General features: G+C 73.4%; 15 protein-coding genes. 6 read left to right on the forward strand and 9 right to left on the reverse strand.

Translation table 11 applies throughout. The annotated features are described in order from the left end of the window. Positions 1 to 71: 71 nt before the first annotated feature. Positions 72 to 503, reverse strand: a complete 432-nt coding sequence (paaI, locus tag ACIBIW_RS09785; protein ID WP_399333879.1) for a hydroxyphenylacetyl-CoA thioesterase PaaI — start codon at positions 501 to 503, stop codon at positions 72 to 74. 356 nt (positions 504 to 859) lie between these two features. Between paaI and ACIBIW_RS09790 the strand changes: the two genes are divergently transcribed. The 5 genes from ACIBIW_RS09790 (at position 860) to ACIBIW_RS09810 (ending at position 6,216) form a co-directional block, all read left to right on the forward strand. Further along, the gene (locus ACIBIW_RS09790; RefSeq protein WP_399333881.1) at positions 860 to 2,377 is read left to right on the forward strand and encodes an MFS transporter; all 1,518 of its coding nucleotides are present in this window, start codon (positions 860 to 862) and stop codon (positions 2,375 to 2,377) included. A gap of 27 nt (positions 2,378 to 2,404) precedes the next feature. Continuing rightward, the gene (locus ACIBIW_RS09795; RefSeq protein ID WP_399333883.1) at positions 2,405 to 3,994 is read left to right on the forward strand and encodes a thiamine pyrophosphate-binding protein; all 1,590 of its coding nucleotides are present in this window, start codon (positions 2,405 to 2,407) and stop codon (positions 3,992 to 3,994) included. 156 nt (positions 3,995 to 4,150) lie between these two features. Then, a complete protein-coding gene (locus ACIBIW_RS09800; RefSeq protein WP_399333884.1) occupies positions 4,151 to 4,351 on the forward strand; it encodes a hypothetical protein in 201 nt (66 codons plus the stop codon). Between the two features lie 150 nt (positions 4,352 to 4,501). After that, positions 4,502 to 5,587, forward strand: a complete 1,086-nt coding sequence (locus tag ACIBIW_RS09805; RefSeq protein ID WP_399333886.1) for an S-(hydroxymethyl)mycothiol dehydrogenase — start codon at positions 4,502 to 4,504, stop codon at positions 5,585 to 5,587. Next, positions 5,587 to 6,216 carry an MBL fold metallo-hydrolase gene (locus ACIBIW_RS09810; protein ID WP_399333888.1) on the forward strand — a complete coding sequence of 210 codons (630 nt, stop codon included), beginning with the start codon at positions 5,587 to 5,589 and terminating at the stop codon, positions 6,214 to 6,216. The genes ACIBIW_RS09805 and ACIBIW_RS09810 overlap by 1 nt, the downstream gene beginning before the upstream one ends. Positions 6,217 to 6,344: 128 nt before the next feature. On the opposite strand, the gene ACIBIW_RS09815 is transcribed toward ACIBIW_RS09810, so the two are convergent. The 4 genes from ACIBIW_RS09815 to ACIBIW_RS09830 are packed head-to-tail and all read right to left on the reverse strand — an operon-like array spanning position 6,345 to position 10,995. After that, positions 6,345 to 7,718 (reverse strand): GH1 family beta-glucosidase, encoded by a 1,374-nt coding sequence (locus ACIBIW_RS09815; protein ID WP_399333890.1) that lies wholly within the window; start codon positions 7,716 to 7,718, stop codon positions 6,345 to 6,347. 20 nt (positions 7,719 to 7,738) lie between these two features. Further along, positions 7,739 to 8,662, reverse strand: coding sequence for a carbohydrate ABC transporter permease (locus ACIBIW_RS09820; protein ID WP_399333892.1), 924 nt, complete (start codon positions 8,660 to 8,662; stop codon positions 7,739 to 7,741). Beyond that, positions 8,655 to 9,674 carry a carbohydrate ABC transporter permease gene (locus tag ACIBIW_RS09825; protein WP_399333894.1) on the reverse strand — a complete coding sequence of 340 codons (1,020 nt, stop codon included), beginning with the start codon at positions 9,672 to 9,674 and terminating at the stop codon, positions 8,655 to 8,657. The genes ACIBIW_RS09820 and ACIBIW_RS09825 overlap by 8 nt, the downstream gene beginning before the upstream one ends. 4 nt (positions 9,675 to 9,678) lie before the next feature. Continuing rightward, on the reverse strand, positions 9,679 to 10,995 hold the full coding sequence (locus ACIBIW_RS09830) for an ABC transporter substrate-binding protein (protein ID WP_399333897.1): 1,317 nt from the start codon (positions 10,993 to 10,995) through the stop codon (positions 9,679 to 9,681). Between the two features lie 152 nt (positions 10,996 to 11,147). Between ACIBIW_RS09830 and ACIBIW_RS09835 the strand changes: the two genes are divergently transcribed. Beyond that, positions 11,148 to 12,470 (forward strand): ROK family protein, encoded by a 1,323-nt coding sequence (locus tag ACIBIW_RS09835; RefSeq protein WP_399333899.1) that lies wholly within the window; start codon positions 11,148 to 11,150, stop codon positions 12,468 to 12,470. Between the two features lie 133 nt (positions 12,471 to 12,603). On the opposite strand, the gene ACIBIW_RS09840 is transcribed toward ACIBIW_RS09835, so the two are convergent. The 4 genes from ACIBIW_RS09840 to ACIBIW_RS09855 form a co-directional block, all read right to left on the reverse strand. Further along, a complete protein-coding gene (locus tag ACIBIW_RS09840; protein ID WP_399333901.1) occupies positions 12,604 to 14,493 on the reverse strand; it encodes a DUF2264 domain-containing protein in 1,890 nt (629 codons plus the stop codon). Continuing rightward, a complete protein-coding gene (locus ACIBIW_RS09845; protein WP_399333903.1) occupies positions 14,490 to 15,509 on the reverse strand; it encodes a hydroxyacid dehydrogenase in 1,020 nt (339 codons plus the stop codon). The genes ACIBIW_RS09840 and ACIBIW_RS09845 overlap by 4 nt, the downstream gene beginning before the upstream one ends. A 134-nt stretch (positions 15,510 to 15,643) precedes the next feature. Continuing rightward, positions 15,644 to 16,525 carry a carbohydrate ABC transporter permease gene (locus ACIBIW_RS09850; protein ID WP_399333905.1) on the reverse strand — a complete coding sequence of 294 codons (882 nt, stop codon included), beginning with the start codon at positions 16,523 to 16,525 and terminating at the stop codon, positions 15,644 to 15,646. Then, positions 16,522 to 17,502: a carbohydrate ABC transporter permease gene (locus ACIBIW_RS09855; RefSeq protein ID WP_399333907.1), complete on the reverse strand. Its 981-nt coding sequence runs from the start codon at positions 17,500 to 17,502 to the stop codon at positions 16,522 to 16,524. Before ACIBIW_RS09855 ends, ACIBIW_RS09850 begins: the two co-directional genes overlap by 4 nt. Between the last annotated feature and the right edge of the window lie 65 nt (positions 17,503 to 17,567).

The raw sequence follows: 17,567 nt of genomic DNA on the forward strand, positions 1-17,567 counted from the left end.
TCGGGGCCTCGGGAAACGGTGCGGCGGCCCCACACGGGCCGGGCGGGACACCGTAGCGCCTCCCATATTAATTATGAAGTTATGTCTGGTGTGGAGGTGGGGGGCCTCGGGGTCCTCGCACGCCCCCGGAACTCCGCCACCACCGTCGCGCCCCGCCGCACCCGCACGTCGTACAGGCCGCCGCGCCCCGCGCGGTGCCGCTCCTCGGCCTCGGCGACCAGTACGTCGCCCTCCCGGGCCGGGGCCAGGAACTCGATCGCGGCGCCCGCGGCCACCGTCAGCGGGCCGTGGCTGTTGCAGGCGCACGCGAACGCCGTGTCCGCGAGCAGGAAGAGATGGCCGCCGTGCGCGGTGCCATGGCCGTTGAGCATGGCCGCGGTCACCGCCATCCGCACCACCGCGCGCCCGGGGCCCGCCGACACCAGCTCCATCCCCAGCCCGCCCGCCACCCGGTCGCCCGCGAAGTACGCGCGCGCCGCGGCGCCCTCCCCAGCGTCACCCATGCCCCGCCCCGCCTCGTCGCCCGTACGCGCGCACCGCCCGCGCCCGCCGCGCGCCGCCCCGGGCGCGCCCGCGCCGGTACCGCTCCCGCGCGCCCCGGCATCCGGGAAACTCTAACGCGGCCCGTTCCGCCCGAAGGCCCCCGGCCTTACTCTGTGTGGCCACGCCGTGCCCCGCCGGAGCCTCCCCCGCGGCCCCCACCCACTCCCGCACGTGTCCCAGCACCCCCACCGAGCACCCCCACCGCGCGCCCCCGCACCGCGTTCCCCATTCCCCGCACACCCGCCCCCCGCTCCAACTCCGGTCGCACCGCCGCTCCCTCCCCGCCCGTCTGTGCGCCCCACCGCAAGGAGCCCCGATGACCTCCCTCCCGGGCCAGAATCCGGCGCCCTCCCCACGCCCCGCGCCCGCAGGACCCGACACCCCCGCGGCCGGCCGCACCGGCCGCAGGCTGAAGCCCTGGCACGGGCTGTGGCTGCTGCTGATGCTCGGCTGGACGGTCAGCGCCGCCGACCGCTCGGTGACGGGACCCGTCGTCACCTGGATGATCGACAACGGCGTCGGCTTCATGGCGCACGCCGACAACCCGCACGCGCTCGGCGGCCTCATCGGGGGCCTCTTCTTCGCCGGGTACATGCTCACCCAGTTCCCCGGCGGCTACCTCGGCGACCGCTACGGGCACCGCACCCTCATCGTGGTCAGCCTGCTGTGGGCCGGTGTCACCACCGTCCTCACCGGCTTCCTCGGCGGACTCGTCGCCTTCATCGTGGTGCGCGTCGTCACCGGGCTCGGCGAGGGCGCCTTCTACTCCAACGACCGCACCCTCATCACCCGGCTCACCCCCGAGCGCGACCGCAGCCTCGGCATGGGCGTCGTCATCACCGGGCTCGCCTTCGGCATCACCATCGCCACCGTCTTCACCCCCGACTTCATCGGCTTCGGCAGGGACTTCCTCGACGGCGACGAGGCATGGCGGATGGCCTTCTGGGTGCTCGGCGCCGCCACGCTCGTGGTCGCCACCGCCGCCACCTGGTACTTCCGCGCCCACCTCAGCGCCCGCACCGTCGGCCGCGCCGCCCTCCACCTCGGCGGCTACGCCGCGGTGTCGCTCACCCTGGTCATGGCCGTCTACTTCGTCGGCGACGCCACCGGGCTCTCCGACCTGTGGATCGCGGTCCTCGAAGTCGCCCTCGCCGTCGGCCTGGTGCTGTACGCGCTGCGCCGCAAGGGCGAGGAACTCGGCCCCGTGCTCAAGAACCGCGACCTCTTCCTCATCTACCTCGTCAACATCGCGATCCTCTGGAACCTCTGGTTCTTCAGCTTCTGGTCGGTCTCCATCGTCACCGGCGCCACCCACTCGTCCTTCACCAGCGGCGCCCTCACCGCGGGCTTCAACGCCGGTGCCGGGCTGCTCGGCTTCCCCGCGGGCGGCTGGCTCTCCGACCACGGGGTGCGGCGCGGCCTCGGCCGCAGGGAGATGATGCTGGCCTTCACCGCCGCGCAGGCCGTCCTCACCGTCGCCTTCGCCTGGTACCTCAGCGCCGCCGACCACCCCTCGCTGTGGACCATGGGCGTGCTGCTCTTCACCGCCAGCCTCTTCTTCAACGCGCTCCAGCCGGTCGGGCACGCCCTCACCGCCGACCTCGCCCGCCCCGACCTGCGCGGCTCCGCGTTCGGCATGGAGAACCTGATCGGGGAGACCGGCGCCGTGCTCTCCCCGGCGGTCGGGGGAGTGCTGCGGGACTCCACCGGCAGTTGGAACGCCGCCGTCTGGCTGGACGCGGCCGTCGTGGTCGCCGGGCTCGCCGTGCTCTCCTTCGTACGCGGCCCGCGCCCCGGCGCCGCCGTGCCCGCGCCCGCCGCGCCCGCCGACTGACCCGCCCCCGGAAGAGAGCACCCCCGTATGCGCACCGTCCGTGACGCCGCCCTCGACCAGCTCAGGCGGCTCGGCCTGACCACCCTCTTCGCCAACCCCGGCTCCACCGAGGTGCCGCTGCTCGCCGGGCTCCCCGACGACCTGCGCTTCGTCCTCGCGCTGCACGAGGGCTCCGTCGTCGGCGCCGCCACCGGGCACGCCCTCGCCACCGGGGAGCCCGCGCTCTGCCTGCTGCACACCACCGCGGGGCTCGGCAACGCCGCGGGCGCCCTCGCCACCGCGCGCACCGGCCGCGCCCCACTGGTGGTGCTCGTCGGGCAGCAGGACCGCCGCCACCTCGTGCAGGAGCCGTTCCTCACCGGAAGGCTCGCCACCCTCGCCGGTGACTACCCGGTCGCCGTGGAGACCCCGCCGCGCGCCCAGGACGTGCCGGGCGCCCTCGGCCGCGCCGCCGCCGCGGCCCGCACCCTGCGCGGCCCCGCCCTCGTCATCGTCCCCATGAACGACTGGGCGGAGCCCGCGGAGGACCTGCCGGAGCCCGCGCCCGCCACACTGCTGCACGCCGCGGCGGCCGACCGGGGCGCCGTCGAGGCCGCCGCGGAACTGTTCGCCGACGCCGCCGCGCCCGTCTTGGTGGCGGGCGCGGGCAACGACAGCGCCGAGGGCTGGCACGCCCTCACCGCCCTCGCGGAACGCCTCGACTGCCCCGTCTGGCAGGAGCCGTACGGGGCGCGCGCCGGGTTCCCCCAGGACCACCCGCGCTTCGCCGGGCACCTGCCCGCCGACCGCGCCTCGCTGCGGCGCGCGCTCGCCCCCCACGACCTGGTGTTCGCCGTCGGAGCGCCGCTGCTGCGCCAGTTCGGGTACGACACCGGGCCGCTGGCCGCCGAGGGCACCAGGCTCGCCCTCGTCACCGACGACCCCGCCGAGGCCCACAGGGCCCCCGCGGAACTCGCCGTCGTGGCGCCGCCCGCCGACTTCTGCGCCCGGCTCGCCGCCCTGCTGCCCGCCCGCCCCCGCACCCCCGCACCCCCGCGCCGAAGCCCCCGGCCGCGTGCGGCCCCTGGCCCGCTCACCCCCACGCGGGTGCTCGAAGCGCTTGCCGCCCGCCTGCCCCCGGACACCGTCGTCGTCGAGGAGACCCCGTCGAGCCGCCCGCTGCTGCACGCCCTGCTGCCCGCCCGCGCCCCGCTCGGCTTCGTCAGCGCCGCCATGGGCGGGCTCGGCTTCGCCCTGCCCGCCGCCGTCGGCATCCGCATGGCGCTGCCCAGGCGCCCCGTGGTCGCCGTCGTCGGCGACGGCTCCGCGCTCTACCAGATCCAGGCCCTGTGGACCGCCGCCCACTACCGCGTCGGCGCCGTCTTCGTGGTCCTCGGCAACGGCGGCTACGCCATCATGGACCGGCTCGCCGCCCGGCACGGCGCCCCGGGGCCCTGGCCCGGCTTCGAGGACGTACGGGTGCACCGCCTCGCGCTGGCGCTCGGCTGCCCCGCCGAGCACATCACCGACCACGCCGCGCTCACCGCCGCCCTCGACGGCCTCGTCCCCACCCTCGCCTCCCGGCGTACCCCGCTCCTCCTCGACGTGGCCCTCACCGGCGACGACGACACCGCCTGAGGCGAAAGCCCCGTACCAAGACTCTTCCACTGAATGGAAGCAGCCCTGTTCAAAGCACCCTCCGCCGGTGCAGTCTTGCCCCGGCCGCACCCTCGGGGGAACCCCACGCCCCCACCCGTCCGCGGCCGGCGGTACGGGGAGGCACTAGGAGGCACGATGAGCACCGCGACCCGACCCGCGACCCCGTCAGGTGTCTACCGCATCCGCTGGGTGCCGGGCACCGACCGGCTGCTCGGGGTCTGCTACTGCGGCGCCGAGCGGGAGTTCGAGGACCCGCTGGACGCCTGGGACTGGCTCCTCACCCACCCGGGGGCGCTGCACACCGCCGCCGACCGCCCCGCGCCGCACCACGGGTGAACGCCGCGCCAGGGCCGTGACCGCCTCCTGACGGCGGCGCCGCGGCGCGCGATGATGAGGGCCCCTCCGCACCGCGGGCAGGCACGCGGACGCGGCGGAGCGTGCCGCGGCCGGGTGGCCGCGGCCGGAACGACAGAGAGGCTTCAAGAGATGGCACAGCAGGTGCAGGGCGTGATCGCACGGGCGAAGGGCGAGCCGGTCTCCGTGGAGACCATCACGGTGCCAGAGCCCGGCCCGGGGGAGGCGGTGGTCAAGGTCCAGGCATGCGGGGTGTGCCACACCGATCTGCACTACCGGGAGGGCGGCATCAACGACGAGTTCCCGTTCCTGCTCGGGCACGAGGCGGCGGGCGTCGTCGAGTCCGTCGGCGACGGCGTCACCGAGGTCGCGCCCGGCGACTTCGTCATCCTCAACTGGCGCGCCGTGTGCGGCCAGTGCCGCGCCTGTCTGCGCGGGCGCCCCTGGTACTGCTTCGACACCCACAACGCCGGGCAGAAGATGACACTCGCCGACGGCACCGAGCTGAGCCCCGCCCTCGGCATCGGCGCCTTCGCCGAGAAGACCCTCGTCGCCGCCGGGCAGTGCACCAAGGTGGACCCCGAGGCGTCGCCCGCCGCCGCGGGGCTGCTCGGCTGCGGGGTGATGGCAGGGCTCGGCGCCGCGATCAACACCGGCAACGTCGGCCGCGGCGACTCCGTCGCCGTCATCGGCTGCGGCGGCGTCGGCAACGCGGCCATCGCCGGTGCCAGGCTCGCGGGCGCCGCGAAGATCATCGCCGTCGACATCGACGACAAGAAGCTCGCCAAGGCCAGGGAACTCGGCGCCACCCACACCCTCAACTCCGCCACCGCGGACGCCGTCGCGGGCGTCCAGGAGCTGACCGGGGGCTTCGGCGCCGACGTCGTCATCGAGGCCGTGGGCCGCCCGGAGACGTACAAGCAGGCGTTCTACGCGCGCGACCTGGCCGGCACGGTCGTCCTGGTGGGCGTGCCCACCCCCGAGATGAAGCTCGAACTGCCGCTGCTGGACGTCTTCGGGCGCGGCGGCTCCCTCAAGTCCTCCTGGTACGGGGACTGCCTGCCGTCGCGGGACTTCCCGATGCTGATCGACCTCTACCGGCAGGGCAGGCTCGACCTCGACGCCTTCGTCACCGAGACCATCCCCCTCGGCGACGTCGAGAAGGCGTTCGCGCGCATGCACCACGGCGACGTGCTGCGGTCCGTGGTGGTCCTGTGATGGCCGCCAGGATCGAGCACCTGGTCACCTCGGGCACCTTCTCCCTCGACGGCGGCACCTGGGACGTCGACAACAACGTCTGGATCGTCGGCGACGACACCGAGGCCGTCGTGATCGACGCCGCCCATGACGCCGCCGCGATCGAGGCGGCGCTCTCCGGCCGCCGGCTGACCGCCGTCGTGTGCACCCACGCCCACGACGACCACGTCGGCGCCGCCCCCGACCTCGCCGACCGCACCGGCGCGCCGATCCTGCTGCACCCGGACGACCTCACGCTCTGGAAGCAGACCCACCCCGAGCGGCTGCCCGACGGCGAACTCGCCGAAGGACAGGAGATCACCGTCGCGGGCACCGCGCTGCGGGTGCTGCACACCCCGGGCCACTGCCGGGGCGCCGTCAGCCTGCACGCCCCGGCGCTCGGCACCGTGTTCACCGGGGACACCCTGTTCGCGGGCGGGCCGGGCGCCACGGGACGCTCCTTCAGCGACTTCCCCACGATCATCGACTCGATCAGGGACCGGCTGCTGACCCTGCCGCCCGCCACCGTGGTCCGCACCGGGCACGGCGACTCGACGACCATCGGCGACGAGGCGCCGCACCTCGACGAGTGGATCGCCCGCGGGCACTGACCCGGGCCCCCGCGCACACCGACCCCGGGAGTGGAGCGCGCCCCGGCACCGAGACCTGCCAGGTGCCGGGGCGCGCGCCCGTGGGGGGCCAGGGGGCCAGGAGGAGGGGCCCGGCCGCGTGCCGCGCCTCAGGCGGCCCGCAGCGCGAGGTCCCGGTGCGCCCTGATGATCTCCGCGTACCGCCGCCCCGAGGTCTTCACGGTCCGCTTCTGCGTCTCGTAGTCGACGTGCACGAGGCCGAACCGCTTGTCGTACCCGTACGCCCACTCGAAGTTGTCCATCAGCGACCAGGCGTAGTAGCCGTGCAGCGGGGCGCCCCGCCGCACCGCACGCGCGCACGCCGCCAGGTGGTCCTGGAGGTAGCCGGCCCGCTCGGGGTCGTGCACGGTGCCGTCGGAGCGCACCACGTCGGGGAACGAGGAGCCGTTCTCCGTCACGAAGATGCTGCGCGCCCCGTACTCCTCGGTCAGCCGCATCAGCAGCGCCTCGATGCCGCCCGCGTCGACCTCCCAGTCCATGCCGGTGCGCGGCACCCCCGGCCTGCGCACCGCGCGGGCGTACGGCAGCGGGCCCTTGGGGTCGTCCACCACCACCGCGGGGAAGTAGTAGTTCAGGCCGAGGAAGTCCAGCGGCTGCGCGATCGTCGCGAGGTCGCCGGGGCGCTCCGGCAGGTCCACCCCGTACACCTCCCGCATGTCCGCCGGGAAGCCGCGCCCGTGGACCGGGTCGAGCCACCAGCGGTTGGTGTGCCCGTCGGCGCGGCGCGCGGCGGCCACATGGGCCTCGGAGGTCCCGCCGGGCTCCACCGTGGACAGGTTGTTCACGATGCCGACCGACGCGCCGGGAGCCGCCGCCCTGATCGCCTGCGCCGCGAGGCCGTGCCCGAGCAGCAGGTGGAACGACGCGGGAACGGCCGCCTCGATGGAGGCGAGGCCGGGCGCCATCCGCCCCTCCAAGTGCCCGATCCAGGCGGAGCACAGCGGCTCGTTGAGGGTCACCCACTGGGGCACCCGGTCGCCGAGGCGCCCGGCGACCACCGACGCGTAGTGCGCCAGGTGCTCGGCCGTGTCGCGGTTCGGCCAGCCGCCGCGGTCCTGGAGCACCTGCGGCAGGTCCCAGTGGTAGAGCGTGGCGCTCGGGGTGATCCCGGCCGCGAGCAGCGCGTCCACGAGCCGGTCGTAGAAGTCGAGGCCCGCCTGGTTCACCTCGCCGTCCCCGCCGGGCAGCACCCTCGGCCAGGCGATCGAGAAGCGGTACGCGCCCGCGCCCAGCTCCTTCATCAGGCCGAGGTCCTCGGGCCAGCGGTGGTAGTGGTCGCAGGCGACGTCGCCGTGGTCGTCCCCGTCGATCTTGCCCGGGGTGTGCGAGAACGTGTCCCAGATGGAGGGGGAGCGGCCGTCCTCGTCGACGGCCCCCTCGATCTGGTACGCCGAGGTGGCCACGCCCCACAGGAAGTCCTTGGGCAGGGCGGCGAGGTCGATGGGCTCGGGCGCTGAGGGCACGGGGGTCCTTTCCTGTGGTGTCACTTGACGGCTCCCGCCGTGAATCCCGCGACGAGATAGCGCTGGAGCAGCAGGAATCCGGCCACCACGGGCACGCTGACCACCAGCGAGGCGGCCATGATCTGGTTCCAGTACACGTCGTTCTGGGTGGAGTAGTCCTGGAGGCCGATGGCCAGGGTCCTCGTGGTGTCGTTGGTCAGCACCGACGCGAACAGCACCTCGCCCCACGCGGTCATGAAGGCGTAGATGGCGACGGCGACGATGCCGGGCACCGCCGCCGGGATGATGACCCGGATCAGCGCCTTGATGGGCCCGCAGCCGTCGACGAGCGCGGCCTCGTCCAGCGCCCTGGGCACCGAGTCGAAGTATCCGATCAGCATCCAGATCGAGAACGGGAGCGAGAAGGTCAGATACGTGAGGATCAGACCGCCGCGCGAGCCGAAGAGGGCGATCCCGGTCGCGTTGCCGATGTTGACGTAGATCAGGAACAGCGGCAGCAGGAACAGGATGCCGGGGAACATCTGGGTCGAGAGCACCGCGACCGTGAACGCCCGCTTGCCGCGGAAGCGGTAGCGGCTGACGGCGTACGCGGCGAACACCGCGACGGCCACCGAGCACACCGTCGCCGCGCCGGCCACGATCAGCGAGTTCACGAAGTACTTGGCGAGCGGGACGGTCTTCCAGATGTCGATGTACGGGCGGAACGTCAGATTGCTGGGCAGCCAGCGGAACTTGTGCGAGACGTCCCCGAGCGGCTTCAGCGAGCTGGACACCATCGCGTAGATCGGCACCAGCACGAAGACGCTCAGCACCGTCAGGAAGATCCGCCGTGACCAGAGGAAGGACCGGGGCGGCGCGGTGGGGGAGCGCCGCGCCGCGGTGCGCCGCGCCCCTTCGGCGCGTACCGGCCCGCCCTTGGCGACGGCGGGGGAGGCGCTAGACATCGGCGGTCTTCCTTCCCCTGGAGGTGAGCAGCAGGTAGACCGCGGTCACCAGCAGCAGGAACAGCAGCAGCAGGACCGACATCGCGGAGCCGGTACCGAAGTTCCAGGTGACGAACGACGCCTGGTAGATGTGGATGGACACCAGGTCGGCGGCCTCCGGGGCGGCCTTGCCGAACAGCACGAACGGCGTGTTGAAGTCGTTGAACGTCCACAGGAACAGCACCAGGACCAGTACCTGGTTGACCGGCCTGAGCGAGGGCAGGGTGATGCGGCGGATCTGCTGCCACACCCCGGCGCCGTCGATGGACGCGGCCTCGTACAGCTCCTGCGGGATGTTCTGGAGCCCGGCCATGATGATCAGGAAGGCGAACGGCCAGCCCTTCCACACCGACACGGCCAGCAGCGCGTAGAAGCTGTTGTCGCCGATCAGCCAGAACGCCGGCTTGTCGGTGAGCCCGAGCTGGTCGTGCAGCACGTGGTTCACCAGGCCGTTGTCCCGCTGGAGCATGAACACCCAGGTGATCACGGCCGCGTACACCGGCAGCGCGTACGGCGTCAGGAAGATCGCCCGCAGCAGGCCGCGGCCGCGGAAGTCGTCCTGCATGAAGACGGCCGCGGCGGTGCCGATCAGCCAGCACAGGCCGACCGAGAGCACCGTGAACAGGCACGTCACCCAGAACGAGTGCAGCAGGGCCTTGCCGACGGGGGCGTCGAAGTCCACCGAGAGGCGGAAGTTGTCGAGCCCCGTCCAGGGGGCGGCGCCCCAGTCCCGCAGGTAGAACTGGGTCAGCTCCTTGAAGCTCATGAAGATGCCGACGACCATCGGCACCAGGTGGACGAGGAGTTCGAGCAGCAGCGCGGGGAGCAGCAGCAGGTAGGGCAGGCTGACGCGGCGCAGCCGGTCGGGCAGCCGGAGCCTCGACCGGGGCTTCCCGCCGCCGCCGGGCGGCGGCGCGGGGACGCCGTCCGGCGGTGCCTGCTCGTGAGCGGCGACGGTGGAGGGGGGTGTCATCGGATCAGCTCTTCGGCATCTGCTGTTCGGCCTTGGCCAGCTTCTCCTTGACCGAGTCGGTCGTCACCGCACGGCCCGCCGCGACGTCCGCGAACAGGTCCTTCATGGCGGTGCCCACCGCGGTCTCGAACTGGCCCTCGTTCGGCACCTGCGGCAGCGCGGTGGCGCTGCTGGACAGCGCGTCCCTCAGCACCTGGGTCTCCGGCTTCGCGAACGCCGGGTCCTCCTGCGCCGCCTTCACCGGCGGCACCGAGCCGTACGCCTTGTTGAGGACCTTCTGCTCCGCGTCGCTCGTCATGAACTTCACGAACTGGGTGGCGCCGTCGATGTTCTTGGTGTTCTTGAAGACCGAGATGTTGATCCCGGCCACCATCGAGTTGGTCTGCTTCCCGGCGCCCGGCTGCCCCGAGGGGACGGGGACCGGCGCCACGCCCCAGTCCGAGTCCTTCATCCCGTGGGCCTTCAGCGAGGTCCCCGCGGCCTGCCACATCACCATGGCGGTCTTGTTCTGCGCGAAGTCCTGGAGGGACTGGTTCTGCGCGTACTCGGCGTTGCCGGGGGCGACGATCTTGTCCGCGCCCATGAAGTCGACGAACTGCTTCACCGCGGCCACCGCGCCGGGCGAGGTGAAGGTGGGCTTGCCCTGCGCGTCGAAGAAGTCGGCGCCGTGCTGCTTGCCGAGGACGAAGGCGTGGTGGATGTTCTCGACCAGGTTGGAGCCCTCGACGCCCAGGCCCCACTTGCTGTCCTTGGAGATCTTCTTGCCGTCCGCGACCAGCTCGTCCCAGGTGGTGGGCGGCTTGCTGAGGCCGGCGTCGGCGAACATCTTCTTGTTGTAGTAGAGGCCGTACGCGAGCGAGTACAGCGGCACCGCAGAGGGGTCCTGGCCCGCGGCGCCCGTGGAGGCGACCGCCGAGTCGACGAAGCGGTCCTTGCCGCCGATCTTCCCGTAGTTCTTGCTGTCCCACGGCAGCAGCGCGCCGGTCGCCTGGAGCGAGGCCGACCAGGTGTTGCCGATGTTGAGCACGTCGGGGCCCTGCCCCGAGGTGGTCGCCGCCAGGATGCGGTTGTAGAGGTCCGACCAGGGCACGACTTCCAGCTTGACCTTGATCCCCGTCTGCTTCTCGAACTTCTTCAGCTCGGGCGTGAGGATCTTCTTGTCCGCGGAGACGCTGGGCCCCTGGTTGGAGGCCCAGTAGGTGAGGCTCTTGGGGTTGTCGTTGCTGCCCCCGCCGCCGGAACTGCCGCCTCCGCAGGCGGCCATGGTCGCGGCCAGTGCGGTGACGGTGGTGAAGGCGGCCGCGGCTCGGAGTCTGCGCATGTCGGATACGCCCCTTTCCGGGGAGGTCCTGGAGACGGTGTGTTCACTTCTTGAAGTGCGCCAGGGCTTAATTTAGGACGTGAGTTAAATCCTGAGGGAAGGTCGCGTCAAGGGGTTGTGCAGGGGTATCTTGCGGACAGGGAAGGAGCCACATGGCGGAGCGGAACAGAAGAACCGTGCGTGACCTGCGCCGGGCCAACCGGGCGGCGGTATTGCAACGGTTGTATTTCGACGGGCCGATGAGCCGCCAGGCGCTGGGGCCCGCGACCGGCCTCAGTTCGGGTTCTGTCAGCAACGTGGTCTCCGAACTCACCGCGGACGGCCTGTTGGAGGACGCCGGGGTCGTCGACTCGGACGGCGGAAGACCCCGCACCCTGCTGCGGGTCGCCCCGTCGAGCGGCGGCCTCATCGGGGTGGACGTGGGCGAGACCCGCGTCAGGATCGAGGCGTTCGACGCCGCCCTCGTCGAACTGGCCCGCACCGAGCGTGCGTTGACCGACGACCGCTATGACGTCGACCTGATCGTCCGTCATATCGCCGAGGGCGTCGCGGAGGTGATGGGCGAGGCGGGCATCGACCCCGGTGTCCTCGTCGGCGTCGGCGTCGGCGTCCCCGGCATCGTGGACCGCGGCGGCGCCCGGGGCACCGTCGTCCACGGCCAGACCATCGGCTGGCGCGACGTACCGCTGGAGGAGCGCCTGCGCGCCGCCGTCGAACTCCCCGCGGAGATCCCCTACTTCATCGACAACGGCGCCCGCGCCCTCGGCCAGGCCGAGATGTGGTTCGGCGGCGGGCGCGGCGCGCGGGACGCCGCCATCGTGTTGTTCGGCTCCGGCGTCGGCGCCTGCATCGTCACCGACGGCACCATCCATGGCGGCCCCGGCGGCAGCCCCGCCGAGTGGGGCCACCTCACCGTCAGCGTCCGCGGCAGGCGCTGCCGCTGTGGCGCCCGCGGCTGCCTGGAGGCGTACGCGGGCTCCGAGGCGCTGTTGCAGCGCTGGAGCGAGGCGGGCGGCACCCTGCCCGAGGGCACCGACGAGGAGCACGGCGTCACCGCCCTGCTCGCCGCCGCACGACCGGCCGACGGCTCCGAGCCCGACCCGGTCGCGGTGCGCGTCCTCGACGAGACCGCCGAGTACCTGGGCGCCGGAATCTCCGACCTCGTCAACCTGTTCGGCCCCGAGCGCGTCCTCATCGGCGGCTGGGCCGGGCTCCAGTTGGGCCCCTACATGCTTCCCGCCGTCCGCCGTTACGCCGACGGCTACGCGCTGCGCCACCCCGGCGCCCGCGTCACCATCGAGCTGGGCAGGCTGGGCCCCGACGCCGTCACCGTCGGCGCCGCCACCCTCCCGCTCGCCGACTTCTTCGCCCGCGGCGGCCGCCGCGCCAGGACCGCCAGGACCGAGGGCGCGCCCGAGGCCCGCGCCGACTGGCGCGGCGTCCTGGAGGGACGGGTGCGGGGCGCGGCACACTGAGCCGCAGAACCGCCCGTACGGCCTCCACCCCCACGCGCGCCCAGGGAGCACCGGGCCACGGCTGCACGTACCGGAACACCGCGGCCCACGCCCGGACTTGACGTACCGTCAGCCACGTCGGCCAGCCCCGTCCTCAGCCGTGCTCCACCGACAGCGGCTCGAAGGCGACCGTGGTCCGCGGACCGGCCGACCACTCCACGGTCAGGGTGTCCGAGCCCTGGAGGACCCGGGCGACCGCCTCGGACAGCGGCGCGGGATCGGACTCCGCGGTGAGCGTGGCGAGCGACGCCAGCAGCACCGTGCGCGCGGGCCGCTCCGCGGTCAGCCTCGGCACCAGCGCCCAGCGGGTGAACGCCGTCCCCTCCGGGGCCCGCACCCGGTCCGACGCGTCCCACCCCACCAGCGGATGCAGCGCCGACACCAGCGCCTGCTGCTCGGGACCCGTGGCCCAGCCCGTCTGCCGCACCCTCGCACCGTCCGGCAGTCCCACGACCCGGTACACCCGCAGCTCATGGCGGCCGTGGACCACCGTCACCGCCGTCACCGCGAGCCCCGGCACCAGCGGCGCGCCCGCCGGGAACACCGGGCGGTGCGACGAGGCCGCCCAGCCCCAGCCCGCGCCGCCGCCCGCGCCCAGCGGGGTCAGCCGGCCGCGCCCGCTCGCCACCCCGGCCAGCTCCACCCACAGGTGATTGTCCGGGACGTTCAGCGCCGCGGTGGGGCCCGTGCGGGTCGAGTACGCCTGCCGGTCGTAGTGCGGCGCGGGGCCCGAACCGGCCTCGCCCTCGTGCGGGCGCACATGGTCGCTGCCGTGGTTGTGCAGCCGCACCACCCCGTCGGCGCCCGTCGAGTGCACCAGGAACCCGGGTCCTGGCAGCGCCAGCACCCGGTCGGGGCCCTCGCTCGGCGCGGGCTCCTCGCGCGCCGTCCACAGCGGGTGCTCCCCGGGCGCCAGCAGCGCCACGAACGCCTTGCTCGCCCAGTACGGCGACGCGGGGCCCGAGTAGCGCTGGAGCGTCCCCGGGTGCGGGCCGTGCCACCCCAGGCTCAGCAGCCCGTCGGAGCCGCCCGCGCCGCGGTCCATGAAGTACCGCAGCGTCCCGCTGATCAGCCGCCGCGACACCCCCGGCGCCAGCGGGGTGTGCCCGGTGACCGCGCCGAGCGCCACCGCAGCGGCGGTCGCGAAGCGGTAGGTCAGCGAGCGGCCGTAGTGCACCGGGGCGCCGTCGCCGCCGAAGAAGAGCCCGTAGCTCTCCAGGTGTGCGCGAAGGCGCGCCCCGTACCGCTCCAACAGGGCGGTGTCGCCGCCGAGATGGGCGTCCAGCACCGGATACAGGTGCAGCGCCCAGCCGTTGTAGTGGTCGAAGGCGCGGCCGTCGCCGTCCGAGTACCAGCCGTCGCCGAGGTACCAGCCGTCCAGCAGGCCGAGCGCCCGCTCGCGCGCCCGCGCGGTCTCCGCGTCGCCCAGCCCCACCGCGTCGAGGAACCCGGCCACCGTGAACGGGAACAGGTACCAGTTGTTCGGCGCCGGGACGTGCCGCAGCGCCCCGCGCAGCCACTCCGCGGCCCGCTCGCGCACCCCCTCGTCGAGCCGGTCCCACAGCCACGGCCGGGTCATCCGCAGGCCGAGCGCCACCGAGGCGGACTCCACCATCGGCTGCCCGGACACGGTGTGGTCGCGCACCGGCGGCCAGGACTCGGGACCGTCGTCGCCGGGGGACGCGGTGCCCGCCGCGAGCCCCGCCGCATACCGCTCAAGCAGCCCGTACGGGTCCTTGCCGCCGGCCCCGCGGACCCGGAAGGCGGCCGCGAGGAACGTGCGCGCGTACCCTTCGAGCCCGTCGGAGCGCACCCCGGAGACCGACGGCGGGCCCGGCAGGTCGAGCAGCGCGCTGCCCGGCGTCGCCCACCGCCACGCGGCCCGCAGCAGCCCGTCGGCCGCCGCCTCCCAGTGCACCCGCGAGTAGCCGGTGTGCGGACTGATGTCCCGTTCGTCGCCCGGGAGTTCGAGAGGGGAACTCATGCCAGGTACGCCAGCCTTTCGCGTCGTACGGGGTGGGCGAAGTCCTCGCCCGCCGCCCACCGTGCCAGCTCGCCGATCGCGGCGTCGGCGAGCCGCTGCCACTCGTTGCCCTGGGACCCGGCCAGATGCGGAGTGATCAGCGCGTCCTCACACTCCCACAGCGGATGCCCGGGCGGCAGCACCTCGGGCTCCGTCACGTCGAGTACGGCCCTGAGACGGCCCGCGCACACCAGCTCGGTCAGCGCGTCCTGGTCGACGACGGCGCCGCGCGCCGTGTTCAGCAGCAGCGCACCCGGCCGCATCGACTCCAGCAGCGCCCTGCTCACGAGGCCCCGGGTCGCGGGCAGCAGCGGGGCGTGCACGCTGACCGTGTCGCTCGCCGCGAACAGCTCCTCGATGCCCACCGCGCGCACCCCGAGACGCTCCGCCTCGCCCGCGGCGAGATACGGGTCGTACAGCAGCACCCGCAGGTCGTGGGGGCGCAGCAGCTCGATGACCCGGCGGCCCACCAGCGAGGCGGACAGGACGCCCACCGTGGCGCCGTAGTTGCCGAGGTCCCCGTGCGTGTCCAGGCGCCCGCCGCGGCGGCGCGTCGCCCGGTAGTCACGGGCGCGCTCCAGCACCCGCTTGCCGCCGAGCAGGATCATCGCCACCGCGTACTCGGCCACCGGCAGCGCGTTCGCCGCCGCGGCCGACGACACCTCGATGCCGCGTTCCCAGCAGGCGTCGGTGACATGGCCGCGTACCGTGCCCGCGGCGTGCACCACGGCCCGCAGCCGGGGCGCCGCGTCCAGCACGGACGCGTCGATGGGCGGGCAGCCCCAGCCGGTCAGCAGCACCTCCACCCCGGCGAGCACCTCGGCGGCACGCGGCGCCGCGAAGTCGTCGAGCACCGGCGGCGGCACCAGGTCGCACACCTCGGCCAGGGCGGTGAGGGAGGCGGGGGAGACGAGGGCCGCCGCCGCGTCCCGCTGCATGGCGAGCGCGGTGCGGGGGCGGCGGGGGACGTTGGGCATGGCGCTCCTGTACGGCGGTGCGGCGGACGGACGCGGGAGCCGCGGTGGCGGACCCCAGAAGAGTCTGGCTGCTGCGGGCGCGGGCAAACTCCGGTGCGACACGGCTCACGTGCCGCCCGGCCCGTCGCCGCGCCTCACTTCAGGGCCCCCGCGGTGAGCCCCGACCGCCAGAACCGCTGGAGCAGCGCGAACGCCACGATCAGCGGCAGCACCGCGAGCAGCGAGCCCGCGACGACGACCGGATAGTAGTCGGGCGTCACCGAGGCCGAGCTGTTCCAGGTGTACAGGCCGAGGCTGACCGGATAGAGCTTCTGGTCGGACAGCATCACCATCGGCAGGAAGAAGTTGTTCCAGATCGCCGTCAACTGGAAGAGGAACACCGTCACGAACCCGGGCGCCAGCATCCGCAGCGACACCCTGGCGTAGGTGGCGAGTTCGCCCGCGCCGTCCACCCGGGCCGCCTCCAGCACCTCGTCCGGCACATAGCCCTGGCTGAAGATCCGCCCCAGGTACACCCCGAACGGATTGAACAGCACCGGCACGAGCACCGCCGCGTACGTGTTCACCACCCCGGCCTCGGACGCCATCAGGTACAGCGGCAGCGCGAGCACCGTCTGCGGCACCATCACCGCCGCCAGCACCAGGCCGAACAGCTTCTCCTTGTGCCGGAACGCGTACTTGTCGAAGGCGTACCCGCACGCCACGCTCACCAGCGCTCCGACGGCGGCGCCGACGACCGCGTACAGCAGGCTGTTGGCGTACCAGCGGCCGTAGACGCCGTCGTCCATGGTGAACAGGGCCCGCAGATTGGCCAGGAGCGAGAAGTCGCCGAACGACAGCAGGTCGCTGCGGGACAGCGCGTCCCGGTCCTTCGCCGACGCCAGCACCAGCCACAGCACCGGCAGCAGCGTGTACAGCACCGAGAGGCCCACCACCACCCGTACGGCGGCCCTGCCCAGGGTGCGCGGACGGCGCCCCGGCACGGCGGCGGGGGCGTACGGCGCGGTCGCGGTCACCTGGCGGCCTCCTTCGGCAGGTCGGCGCGGCTGGTCCAGCGCGTCACCCCGTACGACAGCGCGATGGTGCAGACCAGCAGCACCACCGAGGCCGCCGCGGCGAGGCCGTAGTTGTTGCGCGTGAACGCGGCGTCGAAGATGTACATGCTCGGCGAGAACCTGGAGCTGATCATCGGCGTCGACTGGCTCAGCAGCATCGGCTCCGTGAACAGTTGCAGCGCCCAGATCAGCGTGAACATCGCCACCATCACCAGCGAGGGCCTGATCAGCGGCGTCTTCACCTGGAGCGCGGTGCGCACGGGACCTGCGCCGTCGACCACCGCCGCCTCCACCACCTCGCGCGGCACCGCCTGCAACGCCGCGTAGAAGACGACCATGTTGTAGCCGAGGTTGCTCCACAGCGCGATGTTCACGATCGACGGCACCACCGTGTGGATGCCGAGGAAGTCCACCGTGATGTCGGCCCGGTTCAGCAGGTCGATCACCGGGCTCAGCCCCGGCGTGTACAGGTAGAGCCAGATGATGGCCGCGATGATCCCGGGCACCGCGTGCGGCAGGAAGAGCCCGAACTGCGCCCAGGCGCGCAGCCGCACCACCCCCGAGTCCAGCAGCAGCGCCAGCGCAAGCGCGCCCGCCACCAGCAGCGGCAGATAGATCACGCAGTACAGCAGGACGATGCCGAGGCCGCCGAGGAAGGTGGGGTCGGTCAGCACCGCCGCGTAGCTGCGCAGACCGACGAACACCGTGTGCTCGGGGCCGAAGCCGAGCCCCGGCTCGTCGGCGCCGAAGAAGCTCAGCCACACGGCGGTGCCCACCGGGATCAGGAACACGGTCACCAGCAGGGCGAAGAACGGGGCCATCAGGACGCCGCAGGCGCCGAGGCGGCGCCGCCGCGCCGAGCGCACCGTGCCGCGCGGCCGACGTACGGCCGCCGGGGCGGTGGCACCCGACGCGGCGTGCGCGGTGGTCGTGGCCATGGAAGTCACCTGCCTCTCGGCTGTGGGGAATTGGGGGTCGCGGGGATACGGGGGACGCGCCGGAT

Source organism: Streptomyces sp. NPDC050560, assembly GCF_044457285.1.
Classification (GTDB): domain Bacteria; phylum Actinomycetota; class Actinomycetes; order Streptomycetales; family Streptomycetaceae; genus Streptomyces.

Coding starts and splice junctions, on each gene's coding strand:
- paaI (WP_399333879.1), bottom strand. CDS start 503: ATGGGTGACGCTGGGGAGGGCGCCGCGGCGCGCGCGTACTTCGCGGGC.
- ACIBIW_RS09790 (WP_399333881.1), top strand. CDS start 860: ATGACCTCCCTCCCGGGCCAGAATCCGGCGCCCTCCCCACGCCCCGCG.
- ACIBIW_RS09795 (WP_399333883.1), top strand. CDS start 2,405: ATGCGCACCGTCCGTGACGCCGCCCTCGACCAGCTCAGGCGGCTCGGC.
- ACIBIW_RS09800 (WP_399333884.1), top strand. CDS start 4,151: ATGAGCACCGCGACCCGACCCGCGACCCCGTCAGGTGTCTACCGCATC.
- ACIBIW_RS09805 (WP_399333886.1), top strand. CDS start 4,502: ATGGCACAGCAGGTGCAGGGCGTGATCGCACGGGCGAAGGGCGAGCCG.
- ACIBIW_RS09810 (WP_399333888.1), top strand. CDS start 5,587: ATGGCCGCCAGGATCGAGCACCTGGTCACCTCGGGCACCTTCTCCCTC.
- ACIBIW_RS09820 (WP_399333892.1), bottom strand. CDS start 8,662: ATGTCTAGCGCCTCCCCCGCCGTCGCCAAGGGCGGGCCGGTACGCGCC.
- ACIBIW_RS09825 (WP_399333894.1), bottom strand. CDS start 9,674: ATGACACCCCCCTCCACCGTCGCCGCTCACGAGCAGGCACCGCCGGAC.
- ACIBIW_RS09830 (WP_399333897.1), bottom strand. CDS start 10,995: ATGCGCAGACTCCGAGCCGCGGCCGCCTTCACCACCGTCACCGCACTG.
- ACIBIW_RS09835 (WP_399333899.1), top strand. CDS start 11,148: ATGGCGGAGCGGAACAGAAGAACCGTGCGTGACCTGCGCCGGGCCAAC.
- ACIBIW_RS09840 (WP_399333901.1), bottom strand. CDS start 14,493: ATGAGTTCCCCTCTCGAACTCCCGGGCGACGAACGGGACATCAGTCCG.
- ACIBIW_RS09845 (WP_399333903.1), bottom strand. CDS start 15,509: ATGCCCAACGTCCCCCGCCGCCCCCGCACCGCGCTCGCCATGCAGCGG.
- ACIBIW_RS09855 (WP_399333907.1), bottom strand. CDS start 17,502: ATGGCCACGACCACCGCGCACGCCGCGTCGGGTGCCACCGCCCCGGCG.